The organism is Mesorhizobium sp. M0848, from assembly GCF_040319805.1.
Taxonomy (GTDB): Bacteria; Pseudomonadota; Alphaproteobacteria; order Rhizobiales; family Rhizobiaceae; genus Mesorhizobium.
Window position 1 is genome coordinate 21,934 of the sequence record NZ_JAMYOM010000006.1, and the last position, 22,798, is coordinate 44,731.

Below are 22,798 nucleotides of genomic sequence, written 5' to 3' on the forward strand. Positions count from 1 at the left end.
TTGTTGGCGCACTATCGCGCTTCTTGTTCGCTTCGGGCCGACCAAAGCCCGAAAAGCAAATGAAACCGCCACGGCATGCCCTGCCGGGCGGTTTTCTTGAACGGCGGTGCTATACGTCAAAGACGGCCCGCGTGCAACACCTGTGGAGATGCGGCGCTGTGTCCTTGGTCAGGGCAGCGTGAACCAGACCGGCAACATGCCTGACAGCTGGGCTCCGTCTATCAGCTCGAAGGCCGGCAGGGCGACGAGGAAGACCAGGCCGTCGAGCAGCGTGGTCAGCAACAGGCGGGGCTTGAAGCTGCCCGTATCGCCCTCCTGGTAGAGCGACAGCTTCGGGAAGAAGCGCGGCACCTTCTCCAGATAGGCCTGGTACGGCGCGCCGAGCGCTTCCTTGAGGAACTTCTCTTCGCGCAGGATGACGATGTGGAAGGCACCCGCGCACAGCAGCGCAAAGAGGATGATGCCGGAGAACGAGCCGATCTGGGCGCCGACGCCCGCCGCGGCCACGGTCGAGAACACATAAAGTGGGTTGCGGGTGATCGAGTAAGGCCCGCCGGTCACCACCTCGGAAGATTTGCGCCCGCCTATGTAGAGCGTCGCCCAAAGGCGCCCGACGATGCCGAGGAAAATCAGCAGCACGCCGAACATTTCGATCGACTCATGCACCCAGGTTTCAGGCGGAAACGTCGATTGGCCGAACAGCAGTGCCAGAAACAGCACCACCACCAGCACCGCAAGCACCATGCGGCGCATATGCTGGTAGTTGCCCAGCCCGTGTGCCTCGACGGGCGCAGACTTGATTTCATTGACCATGGCGGAATCCGATCGTCGAAAAACTTGCCGGCGATCGCAGCTTCTGGCCAAGAAAACAGGGCCCCGCCGATCGTTGGGACGGCTTGCAGGATAATTCAGGCGGATTTAATGCATGTCGCCTCTTTTGACTGCCTACCGCAGCTCAATACAGCCAGAAGAGGACGGGAATTACACCGCTTTCCTGTCCGGACTCGATGAGTTCGAAAAACGGTATGGAAACCAGAAACATCAAGCCGTCGCGCAGCGTGTGATTGAAGATGCGCGGTGTGAAGGTGACCTCGGCCTGATCGCGATAAAGCCGGGGATTGGGAAAAAAACGCGGCACCCGTGCAACGTAGTCCTTGTACGGCGCCCCGAGCACGGTCGTCAAATGCCGTTCCTCGCGCAGCGTGACGATGTGGAACGCGGCCGCGCACAAAACCGCCGACGCTACCGCGACGATCGCGCTGCCGGTCTGGGTGCCGATGCCGACGGCCGCTACGGTGGAGAAAAAATACAGCGGGTTGCGCATCACCGAATATGGGCCGGTTGCAACCACTTCGGCCGACTTGCGGCCGCCGATATAGAGGATCGACCAGAGCCGGCCGCCGATTCCGATCAGTATCAGGGCGATCCCGTGCGCCTCTATGCGTTCGTGGGTCAGTTCATCGTGCGGGGAGCCGCCGAAGATCAGCAAAGCGCAAAAAGCGCCGATTAGCAGCGCCAGCAGGACGCGCCGGCGCCGCTGATAGCGACCCATTTCACTTGTAGAACGTGCCGCAGCGGTCATGGGAGAATCCTTTCGCCGCGAGGACCGGCAACCAGAATCCTTGTCGAAGCAACTTGCGGAGAAATCATGGCGGAGGCAAAACAAAACAAAAGCCGCCGAAGCGGCCTTTGCTTTTGACGGGGATCGCTCTAGCGCGGCGACAGCACCATCATCATCTGGCGGCCTTCGAGCTTCGGTTCCGCTTCGACCTTGGCAATCGTCGCCACTTCCTCGCGGACCTTGTTCAGAAGCTGCATGCCGAGTTCCATATGCGCCATCTCGCGGCCACGGAAGCGCAGCGTCAGCTTGACCTTGTCGCCTTCCTCGAAGAAGCGGCGAACCGCCTTCATCTTGGTCTCGTAGTCATGGCTGTCGATGTTCGGGCGCATCTTGATCTCCTTGATCTCGATGACCTTCTGGTTCTTGCGCGCCTCGGCCGCCTTCTTCTGGTTGGCGTATTTCAACTTGCCGAGATCGAGGATCTTGACGACGGGGGGCACCGCATTGGGCGATATCTCGACGAGATCGAGCCCAGCCTCTTCGGCGAGCAGCAACGCATCGTTGATGGAAATATCGCCGCGGTTCTGGCCATCGGCGTCGATAAGCTGGACCCGGGGAACCCGGATGTCACGGTTGGAGCGCGGGCCATCCTTGGTCGGCGCCGCTGCTTTGAAAGGTCTGCGAATGGTCGTGGTCTCCTTGGCCGTTTCGTTCAGGTTCGTCAGTGTTGATGCGTGGACGCGCAATGTGGTGAGCGCGCGGGCGGAGTCAATAGCACAGCATTGACAGAAAATCACCCTGATCGCTGCTCTGCACCAAACAAACAACATCGTGAGCACTTTTCGCCACGCCACCGGCTGTGTCACAAGACCCGCGTTGAGGAAAAGCCATGACTGCTACGCCCCCAATCTTTCTGGATGTAGATGGATCGCGCATCGCGGTGCGCCATACTGCTGGCTCTGCGCCAGGCATCGTCTGGCTCGGCGGCTACAAGTCGGACATGCTGGGCACGAAGGCGCAGACGCTGACGGACTGGGCGGCCAAAGAAGGCCGCGCCTTCCTGCGCCACGATTATTCTGGCCATGGCGAATCCGGCGGCGCCTTTGCCGACGGCACGATTTCGACATGGCTTGCGCAGAGCCTTGCCGTGTTCCGGCATTTCACCCGGGGCAGCCAGATCCTGGTCGGCTCCTCGATGGGCGCCTGGATCGCGCTGCGCATGGTGCAGGAATTGCGCAAGGCAGGCGATAGCAACGTCGCCGGCATGGTGCTGCTGGCGCCAGCCCCGGATTTCACCGCCGACCTGGTCGAACCGGTGCTGACCAAGGCGCAGAAGCGCGATCTCGCCAAAAAAGGTTTCTTCGAAGAGCCGTCGGACTATTCCACGGAACCCTACATCTACACCCGCGCCCTGATCGAGGACGGGCGCTACAACCGGGTTATGACAGGCCCGATCGACACCCATTGCCCGGTGCACATCCTGCAGGGCCTGGCCGATGCGGACGTGCCTGCAAGCCACGCACTGAAGCTGGTCAGCTTGCTGCCCGCCGACGACGTGACACTGTCATTGATCCCCGACGGCGACCATCGCTTGTCGCGACCCCAAGATCTCGACATGCTGGTGCGGGCCGTCGATGCGATGGCGCAGAGGGGAAACTGATGCGCCTTTCCATCCCGATATCCGCCTTCGTCGCGGCGATCGTCGGCTTCGGCGGCACGCTGGCCATCGTCATCGCAGCCGCCACCGCAGTCGGTGCGACGCAGATCGAGACGGCAAGCTGGGTGACGACGATCTGCCTGGCCATGGCGATCGAGAGCCTGTGGCTGTCATGGCGCACGAAAATGCCTGTCATCACCGCCTGGTCGACGCCGGGCCTGGCGCTGATCGCGGCATCGAGCGGCTTTTCGATGAGCGAGGCCGTCGCCGCCTTCATCGTCACCGGCGTCCTTCTGATCGCCACAGGGCTGTTTCGGCCCCTGACCAAGCTGATCTCGAGGATACCGCCCTCCGTCGCCTCGGGCATGCTGGCCGGCATCGTCGTCACCTTCGCGCTCAATGCGGTGAAGACCATTCCGATCGACCCGTGGCTGATCCTGCCGCTGATCGCCGTCTTCTTCGTTATCAGGCTGTTCAACCCGGCGCTGTCGGTGCTGGCGGTTCTGATCGGCGGTGGCCTCGCCGCTTTCCTCACCGGCCGTGTCGGTGGCCTGCCGACACCGGAACTGTCGACGCTGACGCTGATTGCGCCTGACTTCACCACCAAGGCGGTGATCGGCCTGGCACTGCCGCTCTATCTCGTCACCATGGCGTCGCAAAACCTGTCCGGCCTCGCCGTGCTGCGCGCCGCCGGCTATCACCCGGAGCCCGGCCCGCTGATCGGTGTCACGGGCCTGTTTTCGCTGCTCTCGGCGCCGTTCGGCGGCTCGACGACCAATCTGGCGGCGATCTCGGCGGCGATCTGCACCGGGCCGGACGTCCACCCCGATCCCGCCGAGCGCTGGAAGACCGGCCCGTTCTATGCGCTCGCCTATCTCATCTTTGCGATTTTCGGCGCTTCGCTGGTGGCGATCTTCGCGGTGCTGCCGCAGAGCCTGATCGTGCTGGTGGCAGGCCTGGCGCTGATGGCGTCGCTCGCCAACGCGCTGTCTATCGCGCTGAAGGAAGAGGCGGATCGCATGGCCGCCACCGTCACCTTTGTCGTCACCGCGTCGGGTCTGACGCTGTTCGGCGTTGGCGCCGCATTCTGGGGCCTGATTGCCGGGCTGGTCGTGCTTTTCCTCGATATGATCAAAAAGCGATAATCATTTCAGATGCTTGTCCGGATTTGGCGGACATTGTCTTGAATCGCCGTTTTTCTCTTCCCATTTCGATTCCACGCAGCCGGGTTTGGCTGTCTCCAACCGAAGGAATGGGAGAAAATGAACACATCCGCATTGATCCGTCCGGCCTGGACGCCGGCAACCATCGCGTTGATGGTTGTGGGTTTCATGGTGTTCTGGCCACTCGGCTTCGCCATGCTCGCCTACATCATCTGGGGCGACCGCCTCGATGGCTTCAAGCGTGACGTCAACCGCGCGACCGACGGCATCTTCGCCGGATGCCGCCGCGGTTCCGACAAGGCCGCGCGCTGGGGCAATGGCTCCGCCCGCACCGGCAACGTCGCTTTCGACGACTGGCGCGAAAAGGAACTGGAGCGCCTGAACGAAGAGCGTCGCAAGCTCGACGAGATGCTGACCCAGTTCGACGAGTATGCCCGCGAATTGCGCCGCGCCAAGGATCAGGACGAGTTCGACCGGTTCATGGCCAACCGCAACAAGTCGACGGCTCCGACGAAGACCGATCCGGGCGCCGGAACGACGACCACCAAGCGTGGCAAGGGTTCGAACCTGCTTGACGACTGAGGCCCGACGCATGACCCCGAAAATCGGAACCGGTTTTCGGAAAGGATCATGCGCCAACTTAAAGTGCTACAGCGTCCTTTGCGCGTCCCAGAGGACGCGCGGCTCTGTAGGACAGGCCAAGGTATGACGACGGCGTCGCGCGAGCGGCGCCGTTTCTTTTTTGTTCTAGTCGTTTTTCTCGAATCGCGTATCGTCCCGCCATGACTCTCGGCTTCTTTCGCAATCTGACAAAGCCCAAGCCCACGCCTGTCGTGGAACGCGAATATTGCGTCGCCGGCCGCACGCTGCCGCTCAAGATCGTCGAGAGCGCCAGGGCGCGCCGAATGACGCTGCGCATCGATTCAGGCGGTCAGGGTCTGCGCATCACCGTGCCGCCAGGCCTGCGCCGCGGCGAGGTGGACAGGTTCCTCGAGCGGCACCAGGACTGGCTGGAGCAGCGACTGGCCAAGGTGCCGACGCGGCCGCAGGTGCGGCCCGGCATCAGGATCCCGGTGCGTGGCGTGGCGCACCGCATCGTCCATGAGCCATCAAAGCGCGGGACCGTGACGGTGTCGAGCGATGAGCGCGGCCCGCTGCTGATCGTGCACGGCGATCGCATACACCTACCGCGCCGCATCGCCGACTTCCTCAAGCGCGAGGCCAAGAAGGACATCGAGAAGCTGGTGCTCAAGCACACCCAGGCGTTGGGCAAACGCGCCAAGGCCGTCCGCTTCAAGGACACGTCGAGCCGCTGGGGCTCCTGCACCTCCGAAGGCAATCTGTCCTTCTCCTGGCGCATCATGATGGCGCCGTCGCCGGTCATCAACTATCTCGTCGCGCATGAAGTGGCGCATCTCAAGGAGATGAACCATGGTCCGAAATTCTGGAAATTGTGCGAAAAGCTCTGCCCCGACACCGATCGCTGCAAGGACTGGCTGAAGCGCAATGGCGGTGCGCTGCAGGCGATCATGTTCGAGTAGGCGGCAGCCGAGCGGCACGTCGAGCGCAGTAGGCTACTCGCGCGACCGTTGGAGATTGGCGAAGCTATCTCCAACGTCGTCATCCTAGGGCGGAGCAAGGAGCGAAGCGACGCGGCGCAGACCCTGGGATCCATGCCGTGACGCACGAGCGCCGCAACGGTGCAGGTCTCGGATATCCGCCAGAACAAAACGACCTTTTCAGCAACGCGTTCATTCTCCACCGCCGCATCCTTCGGTGGATGTCACGGCATGGATCCTAGGGTCTGCGCTCCGCTTCGCGTCGCTCCGCCCTAGGATGACGAAATTCAGTCGTCATTCGCCGCATTAAGCTCTTCCGGCCGCAACCCCTCATCGCCATGATGCGGCCACGGCAGGAAATTGCCGTCGAATTCATCGCCGCCGAAATAGTCGAGCGCCCGGTGCGCTTCGGCGCCGTTGAAGGCAGCCTTGTCGATCAGGTGCGCGATGACCTCGCGCGCCTGCGCGACCTTCTGCCTGAGTTCGGCAATTGTCCTGTCGGTCATGATCGTGCTCCCGCCGTGTCCTGTTCATCCATAGGTAGCGCCTTTGGCCGTGTCGGCAAACAGCATGCTTTTTCTCGACTCTTTTCGCTTTTCATGCCAATTCCCGCGCCATGGCACTCGACATCAAGATCTGCGGCTTGAAGACCGACGGGGCAATGGCCGCGGCGCTGGCCGGCGGCGCCAGCCATGTCGGGTTTATCTTCTTCGCCAAAAGCCCGCGCTATGTCGAACCTGCCGAGGCTGGCCGTCTGCGCGAGACTGCGCGCGGCAAGGCGATGGCGGTTGCCGTCACCGTAGATACCAGCGACGCCTTCCTTGATGAAATCGTTGCCAAAATGCAGCCTGACATGCTGCAGCTGCATGGTGCGGAAACGCCCGAGCGCGTCGCCGAGGTCAAAGCCCGCTATGGCCTGCCGGTGATGAAGGCGCTGCCGCTCAGCGAGGCCGCCGATCTCGAACGGATAAAGCCGTTCATCGGCATAGCCGACCGGTTCCTGTTCGACGCCAAGCCGCCGAAAGGCTCGCAACTGCCGGGCGGCAACGGCGTGGCCTTCGACTGGCACATCCTCGCCGGCCTTGACGGCAGCGTCGATTACATGCTTTCCGGTGGGCTCAACGCCGCCAATATCGGCGATGCCCTTCGGCTTGCCGACCCGCCCGGAATAGACATTTCCTCAGGCGTGGAAAGCGCGCCGGGCATCAAGGATCCGGCGCTGATCGAACAGTTTTTCCGGGCCGTCAGGGCCGCGCGGAACACCCGCGCAGCCTGAGCGTGCTGTAAACGACAAGCCAGGAGATCGGCGATGAACAAGCCGGCGACACCCAATTCCTTCCGCACCGGACCCGACGAACAGGGCATGTTCGGCATTTTCGGCGGTCGTTTCGTTGCCGAAACGCTGATGCCGCTGATCCTCGATCTGGAGCGGCACTGGAACGAGGTCAAGAACGATGCGGATTTCAGGGCCGAGCTGACTGACCTGTCGACCCACTATGCCGGACGGCCGTCGAAGCTTTATTTCGCCGAAGGCCTCACGAAGCATCTCGGCGGCGCAAAGGTCTATTTCAAGCGCGAGGATCTGAACCATACCGGTTCGCACAAGATCAACAATTGCCTCGGCCAGATCCTGCTGGCCAAGCGCATGGGCAAGAAGCGCATCATCGCCGAGACCGGCGCCGGCCAGCACGGCGTGGCGTCGGCCACGGTCGCGGCCCGCTTCGGCTTTCCCTGCGTCGTCTATATGGGCGCCACCGACGTCGCCCGGCAAAGCCCCAATGTCTTCCGCATGAAGCTGCTCGGCGCCGAAGTGCGGCCGGTGACCGCCGGTCACGGCACGCTGAAGGACGCCATGAACGAGGCGTTGCGCGACTGGGTGACCAATGTCGAGGACACCTATTACTTGATCGGCACCGCTGCGGGCCCGCATCCCTATCCGGAGCTGGTGCGCGATTTCCAGTCGGTGATCGGCATCGAGGCGCGGGCGCAGATCCTCGAACAGGAGGGCCGGCTGCCGGACACGATCATCGCCGCTGTCGGCGGCGGCTCCAACGCCATCGGCCTGTTCCATCCGTTCCTCGACGACAAGGATGTCCGCATCATCGGCATCGAAGCCGGCGGGCGCGGTCTCGACGGCATCGAGCATTGCGCGTCGATGAATGCCGGCGCGCCCGGCGTGCTGCACGGCAACCGTACCTATCTCCTGCAGAACTCTGACGGCCAGATCATGGATGGCCATTCGATCTCGGCCGGCCTCGATTACCCTGGTGTCGGCCCGGAGCACTCGTGGCTGCGTGATTCAGGCCGCGTCGAATATGTGCCGATCCTCGACGACGAAGCGCTGGAGGCCTTCAAGCTGACGACGCGCGTCGAAGGCATCATCCCGGCGCTGGAATCCGCGCATGCCATTGCGCATGCGGTGAAGATCGTGCCCGCCATGGACAAGGACCAGATCGTCATCGTCAACCTGTCCGGCCGTGGCGACAAGGACGTGCACACGGTGGCTTCGATGCTGGGCATGGAGATCTGATCATGGTGACCCGCATCGACCGCCGCATGGCAAAACTGAAAGCCGAAGGCCGCCCGGCGCTCGTCACCTATTTCATGGGCGGCGACCCGGACTACGACACCTCTTTGTCGATCATGAAGGCACTGCCCAAGGCTGGCGCCGACATCATCGAGCTCGGCATGCCGTTCTCCGATCCGATGGCCGACGGCCCGGCAATCCAGGCGGCGGGTCTCAGGGCGCTGAAAGGCGGCCAGACGCTGGTCAAGACGCTGAAGATGGCAGCCGACTTCCGGACCGGCGACAATGAGACGCCGATCGTGCTGATGGGCTACTACAATCCGATCTACATCTATGGCGTCGACCGCTTCCTCAAGGACGCGATCGCCAGCGGCATCGACGGGCTGATCGTCGTCGACCTGCCTCCGGAGATGGACGAGGAACTGTGCATTCCGGCGCTGAAAGCCGGCATCAATTTCATCCGGCTGGCCACACCCACCACCGACGACAAGCGCCTGCCCAAGGTGCTGCAGAACACGTCGGGCTTCGTCTATTACGTCTCGATGACCGGCATCACCGGCTCGGCGCTGGCCGACACCGGCAAGGTGGCGGCGGCGGTCAAGCGCATCAAGGGCCATACCGACCTGCCGGTCTGCGTCGGCTTCGGCGTCAAGACCGCCGAGCAGGCCCGGGTGATCGGCGCCAATGCCGACGGCGTGGTCGTCGGCACCGCGATCGTCAATGCGGTAGCCAATGTGCTGGGACCGAAGGGCGAAAAGACCGCCGATCCGGCCGAAGCCGTCGCCACGCTGGTCAGCGGCCTTGCGCAAGGCGTGCGTTCGGCCCGCCTTGCTGCTGCCGAATAGTTCTCCTACCTCAGCTTTTGCGCATGTCGTTATCCCAAAACCGGTTTCCACTTTTAGGCGACATGCACTAACTCTTCGTCAGGACAGGAGCCGAAGCGATGAACTGGATCACCAATTACGTTCGCCCGAAGATCAATTCGATGCTCGGCCGGCGCACCGACATGCCCGAGAACCTCTGGATCAAGGATCCGGAGACCGGCGAGATGGTGTTCCACAAGGACCTGGAATCCAACCAGTTCGTCATTCCCTCGTCCGGCCATCATATGAAGATTTCGGCCAAGGAGCGGCTGAGATTCTTCTTCGATGGCGGCAAATACGAGACCCTGGACAACCCCAAGGTGATGCAGGATCCGCTGAAATTCCGCGACGAGAAGCGCTATGTCGACCGGTTGAAGGACGCCAAGGCCAAGACCGGCCTTGAGGACGCGATCATCAATGCGCTGGGCACCGTCGAGGGTCTGCCGGTGGTGGTCACGGTGCAGGACTTCGCCTTCATGGGCGGCTCGCTCGGCATGGCTGCCGGCGACGCCATCGTGCATGGCTTCGAAGTGGCCCTGCAGCGCAAGCGGCCGCTGATCCTGTTCGCCGCTTCCGGCGGCGCCCGCATGCAGGAAGGTATTTTGTCCCTGATGCAATTGCCGCGGACAACGATCGGTGTCGACCGGCTGAAGGAAGCCGGCCTGCCCTATATCGTCGTTTTGACCAACCCGACCACGGGCGGCGTGACCGCCTCCTACGCCATGCTGGGCGACGTGCACATTGCCGAGCCCGGCGCGCTGATCGGCTTTGCCGGACCGCGCGTCATCGAACAGACGATCCGCGAGAAATTGCCCGACGGCTTCCAGCGCTCCGAATATCTGATGGAGCACGGCATGGTCGACATGGTGGTGTCGCGGCTGGAGCTGCGCGAAACCATATCGCGGCTGCTCAAGATGCTGCTCAAGCTGCCGGAGGAGCAAAAGCCGCTGGAGCCGGAAATCCTGCCGCCGGCGGCGGTCGCCGCGGAAGCTCGGCCGCAAGCCTGAAGCGACACGAGGCGCCGCGACCGCGATTGCACGAGGGCTTCGGCGCGCTGTAGCTTTTGATTGCCATGGCCATCCGAAACGATTCTGGTTTTCAGGCTCATGCGCTAGGATTCTACCCATGACGACGCTTGCCGCCGACCGCGAAATCGAAGCCCTGATGGCACTTCATCCGAAAGGCTTCGACCTTTCGCTCGACCGCATTTCGCGGCTGCTGGAGCGGCTTGACAATCCGCAGGATCGGCTGCCCCCGGTCATCCACATCGCCGGCACCAACGGCAAAGGCTCGTGCGCCGCCTTTTCGCGCGCCCTGCTCGAGGCCGCGGACTACCGCGTCCATGTCCATACCTCGCCGCATCTGGTCAACTGGCATGAGCGTTACCGGCTGGCCGCCGATGGCGGCGGCAGGCTGGTCGAAGACAGGGTTTTCGCCGATGCTATTGCCCGTGCCGCCAGGGCTAATGAGGGCGAGAAGATCACCGTCTTCGAGATTCTCACCGCAGTCACCTTCCTCTTGTTTTCCGAACACCAGGCCGACGCCGCCATCATCGAGGTCGGGCTCGGCGGCCGCTTCGACGCGACCAATGTCGTCAAGGAGCCCGCCGTGTCGGTGATCATGCCGGTGTCGCTCGACCACGAGGCCTATCTCGGCGACCGTGTCGAACTGATCGCGGCCGAAAAGGCCGGCATCATCAAGCCCGGCTGTCCGGTGGTCATCGGCGCGCAGGAGAGCGAGACGGCGCTGCAGGTGCTGATCGAAACCGCCGAGCGGCTTGAATGCCCCACCTTCGTCTACGGCCAGGATTTCCTTGCCTTCGAGGAAAACGGCCGCATGGTCTACCAGGACGAAGACGGCTTGATGGACCTGCCGCCGCCCAGGCTGCCCGGACGCCACCAGTTCGCCAATGCGGCGGCGGCGATCGCCGCGGTCAAGGCGGCCGGTTTCGAGATCAGCCATCGCGCCGCCGAAAAGGCGATGATCAATGTCGCCTGGCCCGGCCGCATGCAGAAGCTGATGCAGGGCCGGCTGGCCGAACTGGCACCCAAGGGCGCCGACATCTGGCTCGACGGTGGCCACAATCCGGGCGCCGGCGTGGTGGTTGCCGAAGCGTTGGCCGAGCAGGAAGAGAAGAACCCGCGTCCGCTGTTCCTCATCTCGGGCATGATCAACACCAAGGACCAGAGCGGCTATTTCCGTGCCTTCAAGGGCCTCGCCCGGCATGTCTACACGGTGCCGGTGAGCCTCAGCGAGGCCGGCGTGCCTAATGACGAACTGGCGATCCGCGCGACGGAAGCCGGGCTGACCGCCGAGCCGGTGAGTTCCGTCGCCAGCGCGCTGATGCTGCTGCGCGACACCTGGGACGGCCCGGCGCCACGCATCCTGATCAGCGGTTCGTTGTATCTGACCGGCGCGGTGCTGGCCGAGAACGGCACTCCGCCGACCTGAGGTCGGAGTTGCGAGGAACCCGTCATGATCAAGGTCAAGCAGCTCGCTCACGTCTGCATCTTCGCGCATGACCTGGAGGCAACGCGAAGCTTCTATCGCGACGTGCTGGGCCTGGATACGCAGTTCAATTTCCTGCGCGACGGCAACATTTTCGGGTTCTACCTCAATTGCGGCGGGCGCAGCCACATCGAGGTGTTCCAGAAGGACGGCACGGCCTACACCGAGCAGAACCAGATCAACCATTTCTGCCTCGAGGTGGAAAACATCGATGCTGCGATCGATCACATCAAATCGAAGGGCATCGACGTCACGGCCAAGAAGCACGCCTGCGACGACACTTTCCAGGCGTGGATCCGCGATCACAACGGCGTGAAGATCGAGCTGTTCGAATACACCGGCAAAAGCGCACAGTTCGCCGGCGGCGACCGCATCGCCGATTGGTAGAGCATTCCTCCTTTTCCGTGAAACGGTGAAACGCCCTAACGCGTGTCGCGTCTGAACGGATTCAGGTGACCCGCTTTAGGCCATTGTTTTTATGCATGTCGTCTTCCCAAAACAGAGATCACTTTTGGGCGACATGCATTAGAAATCCCAAGGTGAGATCAGCTCGAGGTTGGCCGGGCCGAAGTCGTTCAGGTTACGCGTTGCCAGCCGACCGCCATTCACGCGCGCTATCGCTGCAATCATGCCATCGGGTGCCGACATGCCCCGGCCCTTGCGCGTCGCCGTTCCCATAATCTCGCCATAAGCCAGAGCCGCCTCCTCCGTCAGCCCAAAAATGCGACCGGCAAAGCGATGGCGCCATTGGGAGAGACCTTGCTCCAGGCGATCGGCACGCTCGTCAGGTCGTATCTTTTGGATACCGAAAGCGATTTCGGCAATCGCCACCGTGGGAAGCGCCAGTTCGGTATCGTTGCGAACCAGCCAAGCCATGACAGCCGCGTCAGGCGCCTTTCCAAGGCTCTCAGAAATCACATTGGTGTCGACGAAAATCAAAGCTCCGGCCCTGTATGGACCTTGCGGTTTTCCCGGATGATTTTTTCCAGATCGATGTCGACGCCAACGCTTGCCGTCAGGCGGGAGTAGAAGGCGGATGCCGGTTCTCGCCCGGCCTCGCGAATCTCATAGGATTCAAGCGCGCGTTCGACGATATCAGCTATTGAGCGGTTTTCGCGACGAGCGAGTCGATGCGCAAGATCACGTGCTTTTGCGCTGCGGACGGAAAGCTGGGGTTCGGCCATTTCAAACTCCCTTTTGAAAAGATATAGCCTTTCCTGCCCCTGCCATCAAGATGGCAGATGATGGCACGCCATCACTTCAGCTCGATCTCGATGAAGGCGTATTCACCCTCATTGGCGCTGATCACGTCGTGCTCGACGCCTTCCTTGCGGAAATAGGGTGCGCCCTTCTTCATCTCGGCGAAGTTCTCGCCATCCTTGGTCACCAGCTTCACCTTGCCGTCCATCAGCGGCACCACGACATAGTCATGGCCATGGCGATGCCAGCCAGTATTGTCGCCGGGCTGGAAGCGGTATTCGGTGACGATGACGCGCTCATTGTCGATGAAGACGGTGGCCTTGGCGGATCCGGTCATATCATTTCTCCCTGCTTGCGCTGCCAACAGAAGACATGGATTGCCCGGATGTGAGGGCCAGAGCCTGTTACCAATGACGCCAACAAAAAGCCCGGCGCGAGGCCGGGCTTGATATCAGGAATTTCAGATAGGTCAGGCGAGGTTGCCATTGATCCAGTGCGACAGCGCGGTCTTCGGCGCCGCACCGACCTTCATGTCGGCCATTTCGCCGCCCTTGAAGATCATCAGCGTCGGGATCGAGCGCACGCCGAACTGGGCGGCAAGCTCGGGATTCTCGTCGATGTTCAGCTTGGCGATCTTGACCTTGGCGCCGAGTTCGGTGGCGATGTCTTCGAGCGCCGGAGCGATCTGCTTGCAGGGGCCGCACCATTCCGCCCAGAAATCGACGACGACCGGTACGCTGGCGTCAAGCACGTCAGCCTGGAAGTTGCTCTTGTCGACCTTCACGGTTGCCATATGGAAAAATCCTTTTGAAAGTTTTTGTACCACCAAATGTGGTGGCGATCGCGCCCTTCTTCAAGCAGGTGTTGTGTCACGCTCGCGTGAGTCGAGCAAGAGCGTCGTCCATGGCGCTGGCCGGCAGTTCGATCAGCCGTGGCGCCTCGGTGAACAGCAAGGCCGCCTTGACCATGCGGCCGGGATAGAGCGGTTGCAGCAAGGCGCGATAGAGCGCGAGCTGCAGGACATAGGCCGGCGTAACCTCGGCCAGAGAGCCGGGCGCCGGCCGATTGGTCTTGTAGTCGACGATCGACACACTGTCCGATGTCACCGCCAGCCGGTCGATCTTGCCGGAAATCGAGCGCTTCTTGCCCTTGACCTCCAGGCTGCCCATGATCGCGACCTCGGCGCGCGACGACGGTGCAAACAGCTGACCGAAGCCGGGATCGGCAAGGATTGACGTGACCGACGCCAGGGCCTTTTTACGCTCTGACGGAGGCCAATCAGCACCCGTTCGTGCGAGATAGCGCTCGGCGGCGTCCGAGCGGTCAGGCTCCGCAATGCCGGGCAACATCTGCAGCAGTTTGTGCAGGGCAAGCCCCCGCAGCACGGCAAAGCCCGGCTCGGCATCGGCGTCCAGCACCGGAGACGTCTTGTCGACCACAGCTTCCTTGCCTTCGTCTATCAGCGCCGAGACACCGGATGGCGACAGCGGACGCGGCAGATCCTCGAAGGGCGGCAAGGGCCGGAACAAAGTCGCCGGCAAAGGTCCGAAAGCATCCGTCCGCCGCGCCTGCTCGCTGGAAGCCTGTGCGACCGGCGGCAGCTTGGTGACATGGAAACGATGCACCGGCTCGCCGCCGGCGGGATGCGCACGCTGTTCGCTTTCCGGCGCGCCGATCAGCGCGCGGCTGACGATCGAGTGCCAGGTGCCGGCGTTCGGCGCCCGCTTGCCGTGATAGCCGCAGACGATCAGCCGGTCCTCGGCACGGGTCATGCCGACATAGAGCAGCCGGCGGTATTCGTCGTCGGCGAGTTCCCGTGCCCGCGCTGCCGCTGCTTTGGAAAAGCCGTTGGCGACGTCGCTGGCCGAGCGCCAGAGATAGCCCTTGCCGTCCCAGTTCGCGCCGGAGCCGTCGAAGGGCATCAGGCGCGGCAAATGCTGGTCGCTGAACGGGGCGGAACCGCCATCGACCAGGAACACGACCGGCGCTTCCAGCCCCTTGGCAGCGTGCACGGTCATGACCCGGACCTCGTCGCGGGTCTGGTCCATCTCCCGCTTGATCTCGGGACCGGCGTTTTCCAGCGTCGACAGGAAGGCTTCCAGCCCCGGCAGGCCGGTCCGCTCCTCGGCAAGGCAGAAGCTCAGGAACTCGTCGAGAATGTCGCCGGCTTCGGGCCCAAGCCGCGCGATCATCTTGCGGCGCACGCCATCGCGCGCCAGCAGGCAAGCGTAAAACTCGAACACCGGTTTGAAGGCGGCCTCGTTCGTCCAGATGTCGACCTGAGCGACGATCTTCGCCATTCTCTCGCTTTCGCCGGCGTGCTGGCGCAGCGATGCGATCAACGACAGGCCAGCCGGCCTCTGCGCGGCGAGCGTGAAAAGCGTCTCTTCCGGCAGATCGAAGATCGGGCTGCGCAGCACCGCGGCGAGCGACAGGTCGTCCTGCGGCTGGATGAGGAGGTGACCGAGCGCAATCAGGTCCTTGACCGCGATGTGCCCGGGCAGGCTCAGCCGGTCGGCGCCGGCGACCGGAATGTCGCGGCGTTTGAGTGCGCGGGTCAGCGCATGGACGAAGCGATCGCGCTTGCGCACCAGCACCAGGACATCGCCCGGCCGCAGCCGCTTGCCGCGACCCTCGATGATCTCACCGGTGCCGATCCAGCCGGCTATGGTGGCGGCGACGTTCTCGGCCACGCGCACCGCCGGCGCGTGCGCATGGTCGATGGCTTGCGTCCAGTCGTCGGGCTCATCGACGACATCGGCGCCGACTGACGGCCACACCTCGACATAGCCCGGTGCGTCGGTGCGGATCGCCTGGTGGCGCAGCGGATCGGGATCATGGCTGATGCCGCGCCGCACGCTCGCGTCGGCAAAGACGCGGTCGACCGCGGTCAGAACATCGTCGGTCGAGCGGAACGACCAGGTCAGCTTGAGGTCGGCAAAGGACGCCTTTGCGTCGCGCACTCGTCCCGCGAACAACAGCCGGCTGTCGGCGAAGGAGTCCGGGGCGGCACCCTGGAACGAATAGATCGACTGCTTCTCGTCGCCGACGGCGAAGACCGTGCGATGGACCCTGTCGCGCGCGCCAAAGCCGGCAAAGAATTCTTCCGCCAGCCGTTTCACCACTTCCCATTGGTCCGGACTGGTGTCCTGCGCCTCGTCGAGCAGGATATGGTCGATGCCTTGGTCGAGCTTGTACTGCACCCAGGGGCCGGCGTCTGGTCGCGCCAGCAGGTTGACGGTGCGGGTGATCAGGTCGTTGAAATCGAGAAAGCCGCGGCTGCGCTTCAGCATTTCGTAGCGGGCGATCAGCCAGTCGGCGATGGTCAGCGCGGCAGCTGTGCCCTCCAGCATCCGGAACAGGGCCAGCCGGTCGGTGGTTTCGACGATGGCGTTGGCGGCCGAGAGATAGCGCTCCGCCAGATCCGGCAGCCGGTCGACCAGGGCCTTCTTGAAGGCCTTTGCCGGGTCGTAGGCGTCGCCATCCGTCTTGAGGAAGGCTCGCGCGAGCAGTTGCAGGCGCCGAATGGGATCGCCCTCGGCGAAAGCCTGCCGCGCATAGGGCAAGATGTTGTTCAGCACCGATCTGGCGTCGGTGGCCTCGGCTGCGTGGGCGAAGCCGGCAAAATAGTCGGGCAGGAAACCCGGCAACGGCCATACCGAAGCGGCTATGCCCTCGGCCGTCTGGCCTGGGTGGAAATGGAATTCGTCGAACAGGGCCTGGAAGCGCGTGCCGTCACGCCCGACGGCGTCGATGAAATTGCGCAAGCCGTCGCGCTTGCGCACGATCTCACCCCGCAAGGCGTCTAGCCCGGCTTCGCCGCCCCGATCGAGAATGGCGGCAAAAGCCTCGGCCAGATCCCTGTCACCGGCGGATGTGCCCGAAATCATCTCGCGGCGCGCCGCGGCAAAAAGCGATGCCTCCATCTGGCCGTCGAGCATCTCGAAATGGGCCGGGATATTGGCTTCCAGCGGGAACTGGTGCAGCACCGATTCGCAGAAGGCGTGGATGGTCTGGATCTTCAGCCCGCCAGGCGTTTCAAGCGCCTCAGCAAACAGGCGCCGCGCCCGGCGCATGGTCTCGAGATCGGGCCGGCGGCCCTCCAGCGCCTCGACCTTTGCCGCAAGGTCCGCGTCACCAAGCGTCGTCCACTCCGACAGCGTCGAGAACACCCGGTTCGACATGTTGGCGGCGGCGGCACGCGTATAGGTCAGGCACAGTATCTTTGACGGATCGGTGCCGCGCAGCAGCAGCCGGATGACGCGCTGGGCCAGCACATGGGTCTTGCCGGATCCGGCATTCGCCGACACCCAGGCGGAATTGCCGGGATCGGCGGCGCGGGCCTGGCTGGTCGCGGTGTCGCTGGGGATCGGATAGGCCTTTTTCATGCCTCCCCTCCCTCGTCACCGGCATCGCCGCCTGCCGACCATTCGAGCACGCGGGCAAGATGGTCGTAGTCGCCATCGGTCTCGCCTTCGCGGAACGGCAGCGCGCGCGACAGATAACCCGTCGCAGGATCGGCATAGTGGATCAACAGCTTTTCCAGCCGCGCCCAGGCCTCTTCGGCAAGATCGGTCGCGGTCCGCGGCTGGCGATTGTGTTCGAGGATGGATTCCTCGAACACCTCGCCATTCGGCTTCAGCCTGATGAAGGCCAGTTGAGAGGGCTCGCGCGCGCCCAGATCCTTGAAGGCGCCGCGCCTGAGCAGCGCGCCCTCCAACGCCAGTTGCGGCGCAAGCAGTGTGTGCGCCTGCGCCTTGGACGGCGAGGACCCCGTCTTGTAATCCAGTATGTCGGCCATGCCGCCGGCCAGCAGATCGACGCGGTCGGCGTAGCCGGACAGCGTCACGCCGGACTGGCCGACGACGGTCTTTCCGGCGCGCTCCTCGGCATGGCGCCTTGTCACCGCATCGGCGCGCGTGCGCTCCCACTCGATGATGTTTGCGGCGAGTTTCTCGAAACGTGGCCACCACACCGCCTCGACATCGGCAGGAAGGGCGGCTTCGGCAAAGCAGGCGTGACCGGCGGCGATAAGGCCGGCAAGCGCATCGGGCGCGCGCGGATCGGCGACGCTGCCTGAGAACAGGTGCAGGATGGCGTGAAACAGCGTGCCGCGCTCGGCCGCACCAGGATCGCGAATGACCGGACCGAGCGGCATCAGGCCGAGGATGCGTCTTGCATAGACGGCGTAGGGGTCACGGCGCAGGGTCTCGATCTCGGTGACCGAGAAATGCGTCGGGCGCACCGACAAGGGCGGCTTCGGCTGCGGCCGTGGCGCGAAATCCTGCCTTGGGCCTGTATCCAGCGCGCGCGCCCAGGCGAGCAGTTCGTCGCCACGCCGGCGCAACTCTGCTGCCTGATCGTTGCCGATGAAGGTCAACAGCCGCTGCAGCCAGCGTGATGGCACGGCGGGTGCGTCGCCGGCACGCGCCGAGCGGGACAGCACGACCTTCCCAGCCCCCATGGCCATCTGGAAATCATGCGCGGCAAGGCCGATGCGCCGTTCCGGCGGTTCGAGGTCGATGCCGGTCTTCATCAGCCGCGACATGAAGCGGTCGCTCTCTGGCTTGCGCGGCCACACGCCCTCGTTGAGCCCGCCGATGACCAGCGTATCGACGGTCTGCAAGCGCGCTTCCAGCGCGCCCCAGATGGCGATGTTCCGGTCGGTGCCGTGTGCCGGCTTGACCGTTTCAGGCGCGATCAGCGCCGCCATGATATCGGGCCACTCGGTCGCCGCGAAGGATAGCGAAGCCGAAGCCGCGACCAGCCCGCGCAGCAGTTCGGCAAGCTTCTCGCCGGCGTCACCGGCATAGAGTTCGGCAAGGCCGCCATCGACGGTGCGGCCGAGATTTTCGAGGATGGCGACACTGGCCCTGACAAGCGCGGCAAGGTCGGCATCGTCCCGGCCGCGGAAGGCTGCGAGCGGCGCCAGCGCCTGCTTGAGACGTTCAAGCAAATTCCGGGCGGTTTCGATGGAGCGCACGGTCAGCCGGGAAAACCAGAAGGGCTGCCGGCTGCCGCCGCCCAGGCCGGTGAGGCGGGCCTCAAACAGTTCCGGCAGCGAAACGATGTCGGGGCGGCCGGTGCCGCCGCGCAGCGCCACCAGCTCGACCAGTTCCGCCGCGTGGCGCACATCGGCCCGTTCGAGGCCAAGGCCAAGCAGCGGATGCTTGAGCAGCGACAGCAGGCCGACCGGATCGCCTGGCCTGAATAATGCCTCGAGCGCCAGCCTGAGCAGGCTGGCCGCGGGGGTGTTGGCGAGCGGCGTGCCACCGGAATCGTCGGCGGCGACGCCGAAGCGCTGGAGCTCGATCGAGACGCGCCGCGCCAGCGCGCGGTCGCCGGTGACGAGAGCCGCCCTTTGGCCGGGCTGTTCAACCGCGCGCTTGAGCGCGACGGCGATGGCGACGGCTTCATCACGTTCGCTTGCAGCTTCGAGCAAGGTCACCCCGGCGAAGGCGCCGGCCATATCGGAGGCCGGGAAGCCCGCACGTGTCTCGGCCCAGAGTTCGGTGGTCTCGGCCGGCCGCAGCGCTTCGCCGACAAGAGCGGCGCGGAGCGCCAGACGCGGCTCGGCCACGCCGAGCTCGTCGACGTCACCGCGCAGCCCGCCGACCTTGGCGATCAATCTGGCCAGGCCATATTGCGGGTGGCCGAGCACGGCTGGACGCGCGCCTGGCGCGGCGATTGCCTGGAACGACGCTTCGTCCAGCGTACGGTCGAGGCCGGGCAGCACGATGGCGCCGCCGGGCAGGCCGGCGATGGCGGCAAGCAGTTCGGCCGTGGCGGGTATCGAGCCGGTCGAGCCCGCGGCGATAACGGGGCCGGCGGGCGGATTGCGCAGCAGCCGCGCCGCCTCGGCGCGGATCAGCGCACTGCGATGCGCGGCCGGATTGGAGCGGTCGCTTTCCGCGAGGAATTTCGGCCAGGCTTCGGTGACGATGCCGAGGAATTCGAGCGTCACCTGCCACCATCCGGCAAGATTGCCGGTCACCAGATCTGTGAGCTTGGCCCAGTCGGTGCCTTCCGTCTCGATCTCGTCCATCAGCCGGGCGAGATCGCGCGCCAGCCAGATTGCGTCGGCGGTGGAAGCCGGGATGACGATCTCCTCGGCGAAAAGGGCGGCGACATGCGCCGGCAGCCGGCGTTTCCAGGCCCGAACCAGCGGCGTCAGCAGCAACAGGCGTTCGGTTGCCGAAATCGGCGGCGCGAGATCGATGGCCGCCGATGCCTCCGTCTCGAATGCGGCCTCATCCTCGTCGAACTCGCCCAGTGGCCGGATGACCGGCAGGATCGCCGAGCCGCCGCCGCCGCGTGCCGCCAGGCTGTCGACGAAGACACCCCGCAGAGCGCGCGCAGCACGGCGTGTCGGCACATAGATGGTGACATCGGCCAAAGCGAGCGGGTCGCCGTCAAATCGAAACCCCGGGACAAGACGGCCGGCAAGCAGCGCCTCGGCAAGCGTCGGCAGAAACGGCGCTCCGGGCGGGATCGAGAAAACGCGGCTGGAGCCGCTCATTGCGACTCGATGAGCGCACCGGCGACCGCCGCTTCCGCGAGCGGTACGGCATCGGGCGTGCCGACGGTGATCCAGTGGCCATGCATCGGCATGCCGAACAGGCGGCCGGCCGCGATGGCGGAATCGAAATAGGCGTTGAGCGAGTGCGGCCCGGCCGGTGCACCCTCGAACAGGCGCGGATGGACGATCGCCGCCCCGGCATAGATCAGCCCCGCCGGGTCGCCTTTCGAACGCCGCAAGCCGCCATCCGGCGCCACCAGGAAATCGGTGCTGCCGCAGTGTCCGGTCGCCTGTTGGAGATCCGCCAGCATCAGCAGAATATCCATTTTCGCCGCGTCCCATGCAAGGGCGAGGCGCTGGAGATTGAGAGGACCGTCATCGATCCAGAACGTGTCGGCGTTGAGGATGTAGAAGGGCTGATCGCCCAGTTCCCGCAACGCCTTGACGATGCCGCCGGCGGAATCGAGCAGTTGTTCGCTCTCGTCGGAAATGACGATGTTTGGCGCGCGGCGCGCGGCGACATGGGCGACGATCTGTTCGGGAAAATAGTGGACGTTGACGACCGCCTTGCCGACGCCGGCGGCGGCCAGGCTGTCGAGGCTCCAGTCGAGCAACGTCTTGCCGGCTATCCTGACCAGCGGCTTGGGGATGGTGTCGGTAATCGGCCGCATGCGCTTGCCGAGCCCGGCGGCAAGTACGATGGCGGTGTCGGGTCCTGCTGTCACAGCGCTCGCTCCTCCAGCAAACCGTGGGCGTCGTAGAACTCGCGCAGGCTTGCCAGCGCCGGATGAGACAAGGCCCGGCGCAGATAATCGCGGATGCGCGGCAGGTGCTTCAGATAGTAGGGCTTGCCGTCGCGTTTTTCGAGACGGACGAAGATGCCGAGGATCTTGGAATTTCGCTGCGCCGCCATGATGGCGTAGGATTCCAGGAAGCTTGCTTCGTCGAAAGCACCGGCTGTGTAGCGCGCCGCGACATAGGCATCCAGCGTCTGTTTCTCGATCTCGGGCGAGATGGTGACCCGCGCGTCCATGGCGAGCGAGGCGACATCATAGGCCGAAGGGCCGATCAGCGCATCCTGGAAATCGACAATGCCCAGCCGATCATTCCCTGAACGGTCGCCGCGCCAGATGATGTTGGGTGAATGGAAGTCGCGCAGCATCAGCGTGTACTCGCGGCCTTGCAGCCGGTCGAGGAGCGCGTTCCATTCCCTGTGGTAACCGGCGCGCAAGCTGTCACTTGGCGGGCCGCCCGATATCGCCGGCACGTACCAGTTGACCAGCAAATCGGCTTCGATCATCATGGCGTCGCGGTCGAAAGGCGGCACATCGTGGAAGCCGCCTTGCCCTGTTTCCAGGCGCTGCGGCCAGGCCCTGCCGTGCATCATGGCCAGCAGCTCAGCCGCCGCTGCGTAACGCTCGGCCAGCGGCTGGCCATCGCCGCCGAGGAAACCTTCGGAACCAAGATGTTCGAGAAGCAGGAAACCTTGCTCCTGATCCTCGGCATGGATTTCCGGAACGCTGACGCCGCCTTCCTTCAAGGCGCGGTCGATGGCAACGAAGGCGGAGACCGACTGAGCGGTATGCGCGATCTCGGCATAGGGCTTGCCGTCGCGCACAGGGGGGCCGAGAACCAGCCGTGGCGAGTTCATTAAGACCCGCGGCTTTTGGTCCGGCAGCGAAACGATCTCGTAGGAGCGGGCCGAAGCATCGCCGATGAAATGGCGGCGCTGCGCTTCCCCCCAGCCGGCGTTCACGAGAAAGTCGCGCATGGCCAGCGATCGTGCCGCCCGATCGAAGGCATCACCCTGCCCTGACAATCGCGCCAGCCGGCCGTGGCCATGCTGGACGAGCTCTATCAGGATCGTGGTTTTCGGCAGATGGGCTTCCGCCCGTTCCGGCCATTCGACCAAAGCAGCACCCTGCGCCAGGGCTTCGTCGAACCCAAGCTCATCGAGCTCGTCCGCCGAGGACAGGCGGTAGAGATCGAAATGATGGACCGGAATGCGGGTGTCGTAGCTCTGCACCAATGTGAAGGTCGGACTCGGAACGTCGAGGCCGGCATCGTCGGCCAGGGTCCTGATCAAGGCCCGCGCCAGCGTCGACTTGCCGGCGCCCAGATCGCCCTTGAGGGCGAGCACGTCGCCCGGGCGCAGCGACAGCGCCAGATCTTCGCCCAGCCGCGCTGTGTGGGTCTCGTCGGCGAGTAATCGCTCCAGCAGCAATCCGGTCATCGAACGCG

Annotated in this window: 22 protein-coding genes; 10 read left to right on the forward strand and 12 right to left on the reverse strand. The window is 64.1% G+C overall.

The window, feature by feature from the left end; genetic code table 11:
- Positions 1-168: 168 nt before the first annotated feature.
- From NKH95_RS08110 to infC, 3 genes are all read right to left on the reverse strand, one after another.
- On the reverse strand, positions 169-813 hold the full coding sequence (locus NKH95_RS08110; protein WP_023810606.1) for a methyltransferase family protein: 645 nt from the start codon (positions 811-813) through the stop codon (positions 169-171).
- Positions 814-955: 142 nt separating this feature from the next.
- Positions 956-1,582 carry a methyltransferase family protein gene (locus tag NKH95_RS08115; protein WP_023810607.1) on the reverse strand — a complete coding sequence of 209 codons (627 nt, stop codon included), beginning with the start codon at positions 1,580-1,582 and terminating at the stop codon, positions 956-958.
- 128 nt (positions 1,583-1,710) lie between these two features.
- Positions 1,711-2,247 (reverse strand): translation initiation factor IF-3, encoded by a 537-nt coding sequence (gene infC / locus NKH95_RS08120; protein ID WP_023810608.1) that lies wholly within the window; start codon positions 2,245-2,247, stop codon positions 1,711-1,713.
- A gap of 203 nt (positions 2,248-2,450) precedes the next feature.
- Between infC and NKH95_RS08125 the strand changes: the two genes are divergently transcribed.
- The 4 genes from NKH95_RS08125 to NKH95_RS08140 all read left to right on the forward strand — a co-directional run bounded on the left by NKH95_RS08125 (position 2,451) and on the right by NKH95_RS08140 (position 5,922).
- Positions 2,451-3,221, forward strand: coding sequence for an alpha/beta hydrolase (locus tag NKH95_RS08125; protein WP_023810609.1), 771 nt, complete (start codon positions 2,451-2,453; stop codon positions 3,219-3,221).
- Entirely contained in the window at positions 3,221-4,363 is a 1,143-nt protein-coding gene (locus NKH95_RS08130; protein WP_352798314.1) for a benzoate/H(+) symporter BenE family transporter, read from the forward strand. Before NKH95_RS08125 ends, NKH95_RS08130 begins: the two co-directional genes overlap by 1 nt.
- Positions 4,364-4,480: 117 nt before the next feature.
- Positions 4,481-4,963 (forward strand): DUF2852 domain-containing protein, encoded by a 483-nt coding sequence (locus NKH95_RS08135; RefSeq protein ID WP_023810611.1) that lies wholly within the window; start codon positions 4,481-4,483, stop codon positions 4,961-4,963.
- A gap of 200 nt (positions 4,964-5,163) precedes the next feature.
- Positions 5,164-5,922 carry a M48 family metallopeptidase gene (locus NKH95_RS08140; RefSeq protein WP_352611041.1) on the forward strand — a complete coding sequence of 253 codons (759 nt, stop codon included), beginning with the start codon at positions 5,164-5,166 and terminating at the stop codon, positions 5,920-5,922.
- A gap of 305 nt (positions 5,923-6,227) precedes the next feature.
- Here NKH95_RS08140 and NKH95_RS08145 read toward each other — a convergent pair whose 3' ends face one another.
- Positions 6,228-6,446 (reverse strand): hypothetical protein, encoded by a 219-nt coding sequence (locus NKH95_RS08145; protein WP_352798317.1) that lies wholly within the window; start codon positions 6,444-6,446, stop codon positions 6,228-6,230.
- A gap of 110 nt (positions 6,447-6,556) precedes the next feature.
- On the opposite strand from NKH95_RS08145, the gene NKH95_RS08150 reads away from it, so the two are divergent.
- The 6 genes from NKH95_RS08150 to NKH95_RS08175 all read left to right on the forward strand — a co-directional run bounded on the left by NKH95_RS08150 (position 6,557) and on the right by NKH95_RS08175 (position 12,225).
- Complete coding sequence (locus NKH95_RS08150) at positions 6,557-7,216, forward strand: phosphoribosylanthranilate isomerase (protein ID WP_352798319.1); 660 nt, start codon at positions 6,557-6,559, stop codon at positions 7,214-7,216.
- A 33-nt stretch (positions 7,217-7,249) separates the two neighbouring features.
- Positions 7,250-8,470 carry a tryptophan synthase subunit beta gene (gene trpB / locus NKH95_RS08155; RefSeq protein ID WP_023810615.1) on the forward strand — a complete coding sequence of 407 codons (1,221 nt, stop codon included), beginning with the start codon at positions 7,250-7,252 and terminating at the stop codon, positions 8,468-8,470.
- 2 nt (positions 8,471-8,472) lie between these two features.
- A complete protein-coding gene (trpA, locus tag NKH95_RS08160; RefSeq protein ID WP_352611037.1) occupies positions 8,473-9,312 on the forward strand; it encodes a tryptophan synthase subunit alpha in 840 nt (279 codons plus the stop codon).
- 98 nt (positions 9,313-9,410) lie between these two features.
- Positions 9,411-10,337 carry an acetyl-CoA carboxylase, carboxyltransferase subunit beta gene (gene accD, locus NKH95_RS08165; protein ID WP_023810617.1) on the forward strand — a complete coding sequence of 309 codons (927 nt, stop codon included), beginning with the start codon at positions 9,411-9,413 and terminating at the stop codon, positions 10,335-10,337.
- Positions 10,338-10,455: 118 nt separating this feature from the next.
- On the forward strand, positions 10,456-11,781 hold the full coding sequence (locus NKH95_RS08170) for a bifunctional folylpolyglutamate synthase/dihydrofolate synthase (protein WP_352440510.1): 1,326 nt from the start codon (positions 10,456-10,458) through the stop codon (positions 11,779-11,781).
- A gap of 24 nt (positions 11,782-11,805) precedes the next feature.
- Complete coding sequence (locus NKH95_RS08175) at positions 11,806-12,225, forward strand: VOC family protein (RefSeq protein WP_352891311.1); 420 nt, start codon at positions 11,806-11,808, stop codon at positions 12,223-12,225.
- Between the two features lie 138 nt (positions 12,226-12,363).
- Here NKH95_RS08175 and NKH95_RS08180 read toward each other — a convergent pair whose 3' ends face one another.
- The 8 genes from NKH95_RS08180 to tsaE form a co-directional block, all read right to left on the reverse strand.
- The gene (locus NKH95_RS08180; RefSeq protein ID WP_352440512.1) at positions 12,364-12,777 is read right to left on the reverse strand and encodes a type II toxin-antitoxin system VapC family toxin; all 414 of its coding nucleotides are present in this window, start codon (positions 12,775-12,777) and stop codon (positions 12,364-12,366) included.
- On the reverse strand, positions 12,774-13,022 hold the full coding sequence (locus tag NKH95_RS08185) for a plasmid stabilization protein (RefSeq protein WP_352440513.1): 249 nt from the start codon (positions 13,020-13,022) through the stop codon (positions 12,774-12,776). The genes NKH95_RS08180 and NKH95_RS08185 overlap by 4 nt, the downstream gene beginning before the upstream one ends.
- A 71-nt stretch (positions 13,023-13,093) precedes the next feature.
- Positions 13,094-13,375, reverse strand: coding sequence for a cupin domain-containing protein (locus NKH95_RS08190; RefSeq protein ID WP_023810622.1), 282 nt, complete (start codon positions 13,373-13,375; stop codon positions 13,094-13,096).
- A 132-nt stretch (positions 13,376-13,507) separates the two neighbouring features.
- Entirely contained in the window at positions 13,508-13,831 is a 324-nt protein-coding gene (trxA, locus tag NKH95_RS08195; protein WP_352440514.1) for a thioredoxin, read from the reverse strand.
- A 76-nt stretch (positions 13,832-13,907) separates the two neighbouring features.
- Complete coding sequence (gene addA, locus NKH95_RS08200; RefSeq protein ID WP_352891312.1) at positions 13,908-17,426, reverse strand: double-strand break repair helicase AddA; 3,519 nt, start codon at positions 17,424-17,426, stop codon at positions 13,908-13,910.
- Complete coding sequence (gene addB / locus NKH95_RS08205; RefSeq protein ID WP_352773858.1) at positions 17,423-20,557, reverse strand: double-strand break repair protein AddB; 3,135 nt, start codon at positions 20,555-20,557, stop codon at positions 17,423-17,425. The genes addA and addB overlap by 4 nt, the downstream gene beginning before the upstream one ends.
- Positions 20,554-21,282: a nucleotidyltransferase family protein gene (locus NKH95_RS08210; protein WP_352611034.1), complete on the reverse strand. Its 729-nt coding sequence runs from the start codon at positions 21,280-21,282 to the stop codon at positions 20,554-20,556. Before NKH95_RS08210 ends, addB begins: the two co-directional genes overlap by 4 nt.
- The gene (gene tsaE, locus NKH95_RS08215; RefSeq protein WP_352753065.1) at positions 21,279-22,790 is read right to left on the reverse strand and encodes a tRNA (adenosine(37)-N6)-threonylcarbamoyltransferase complex ATPase subunit type 1 TsaE; all 1,512 of its coding nucleotides are present in this window, start codon (positions 22,788-22,790) and stop codon (positions 21,279-21,281) included. Before tsaE ends, NKH95_RS08210 begins: the two co-directional genes overlap by 4 nt.
- Positions 22,791-22,798 lie beyond the last annotated feature (8 nt).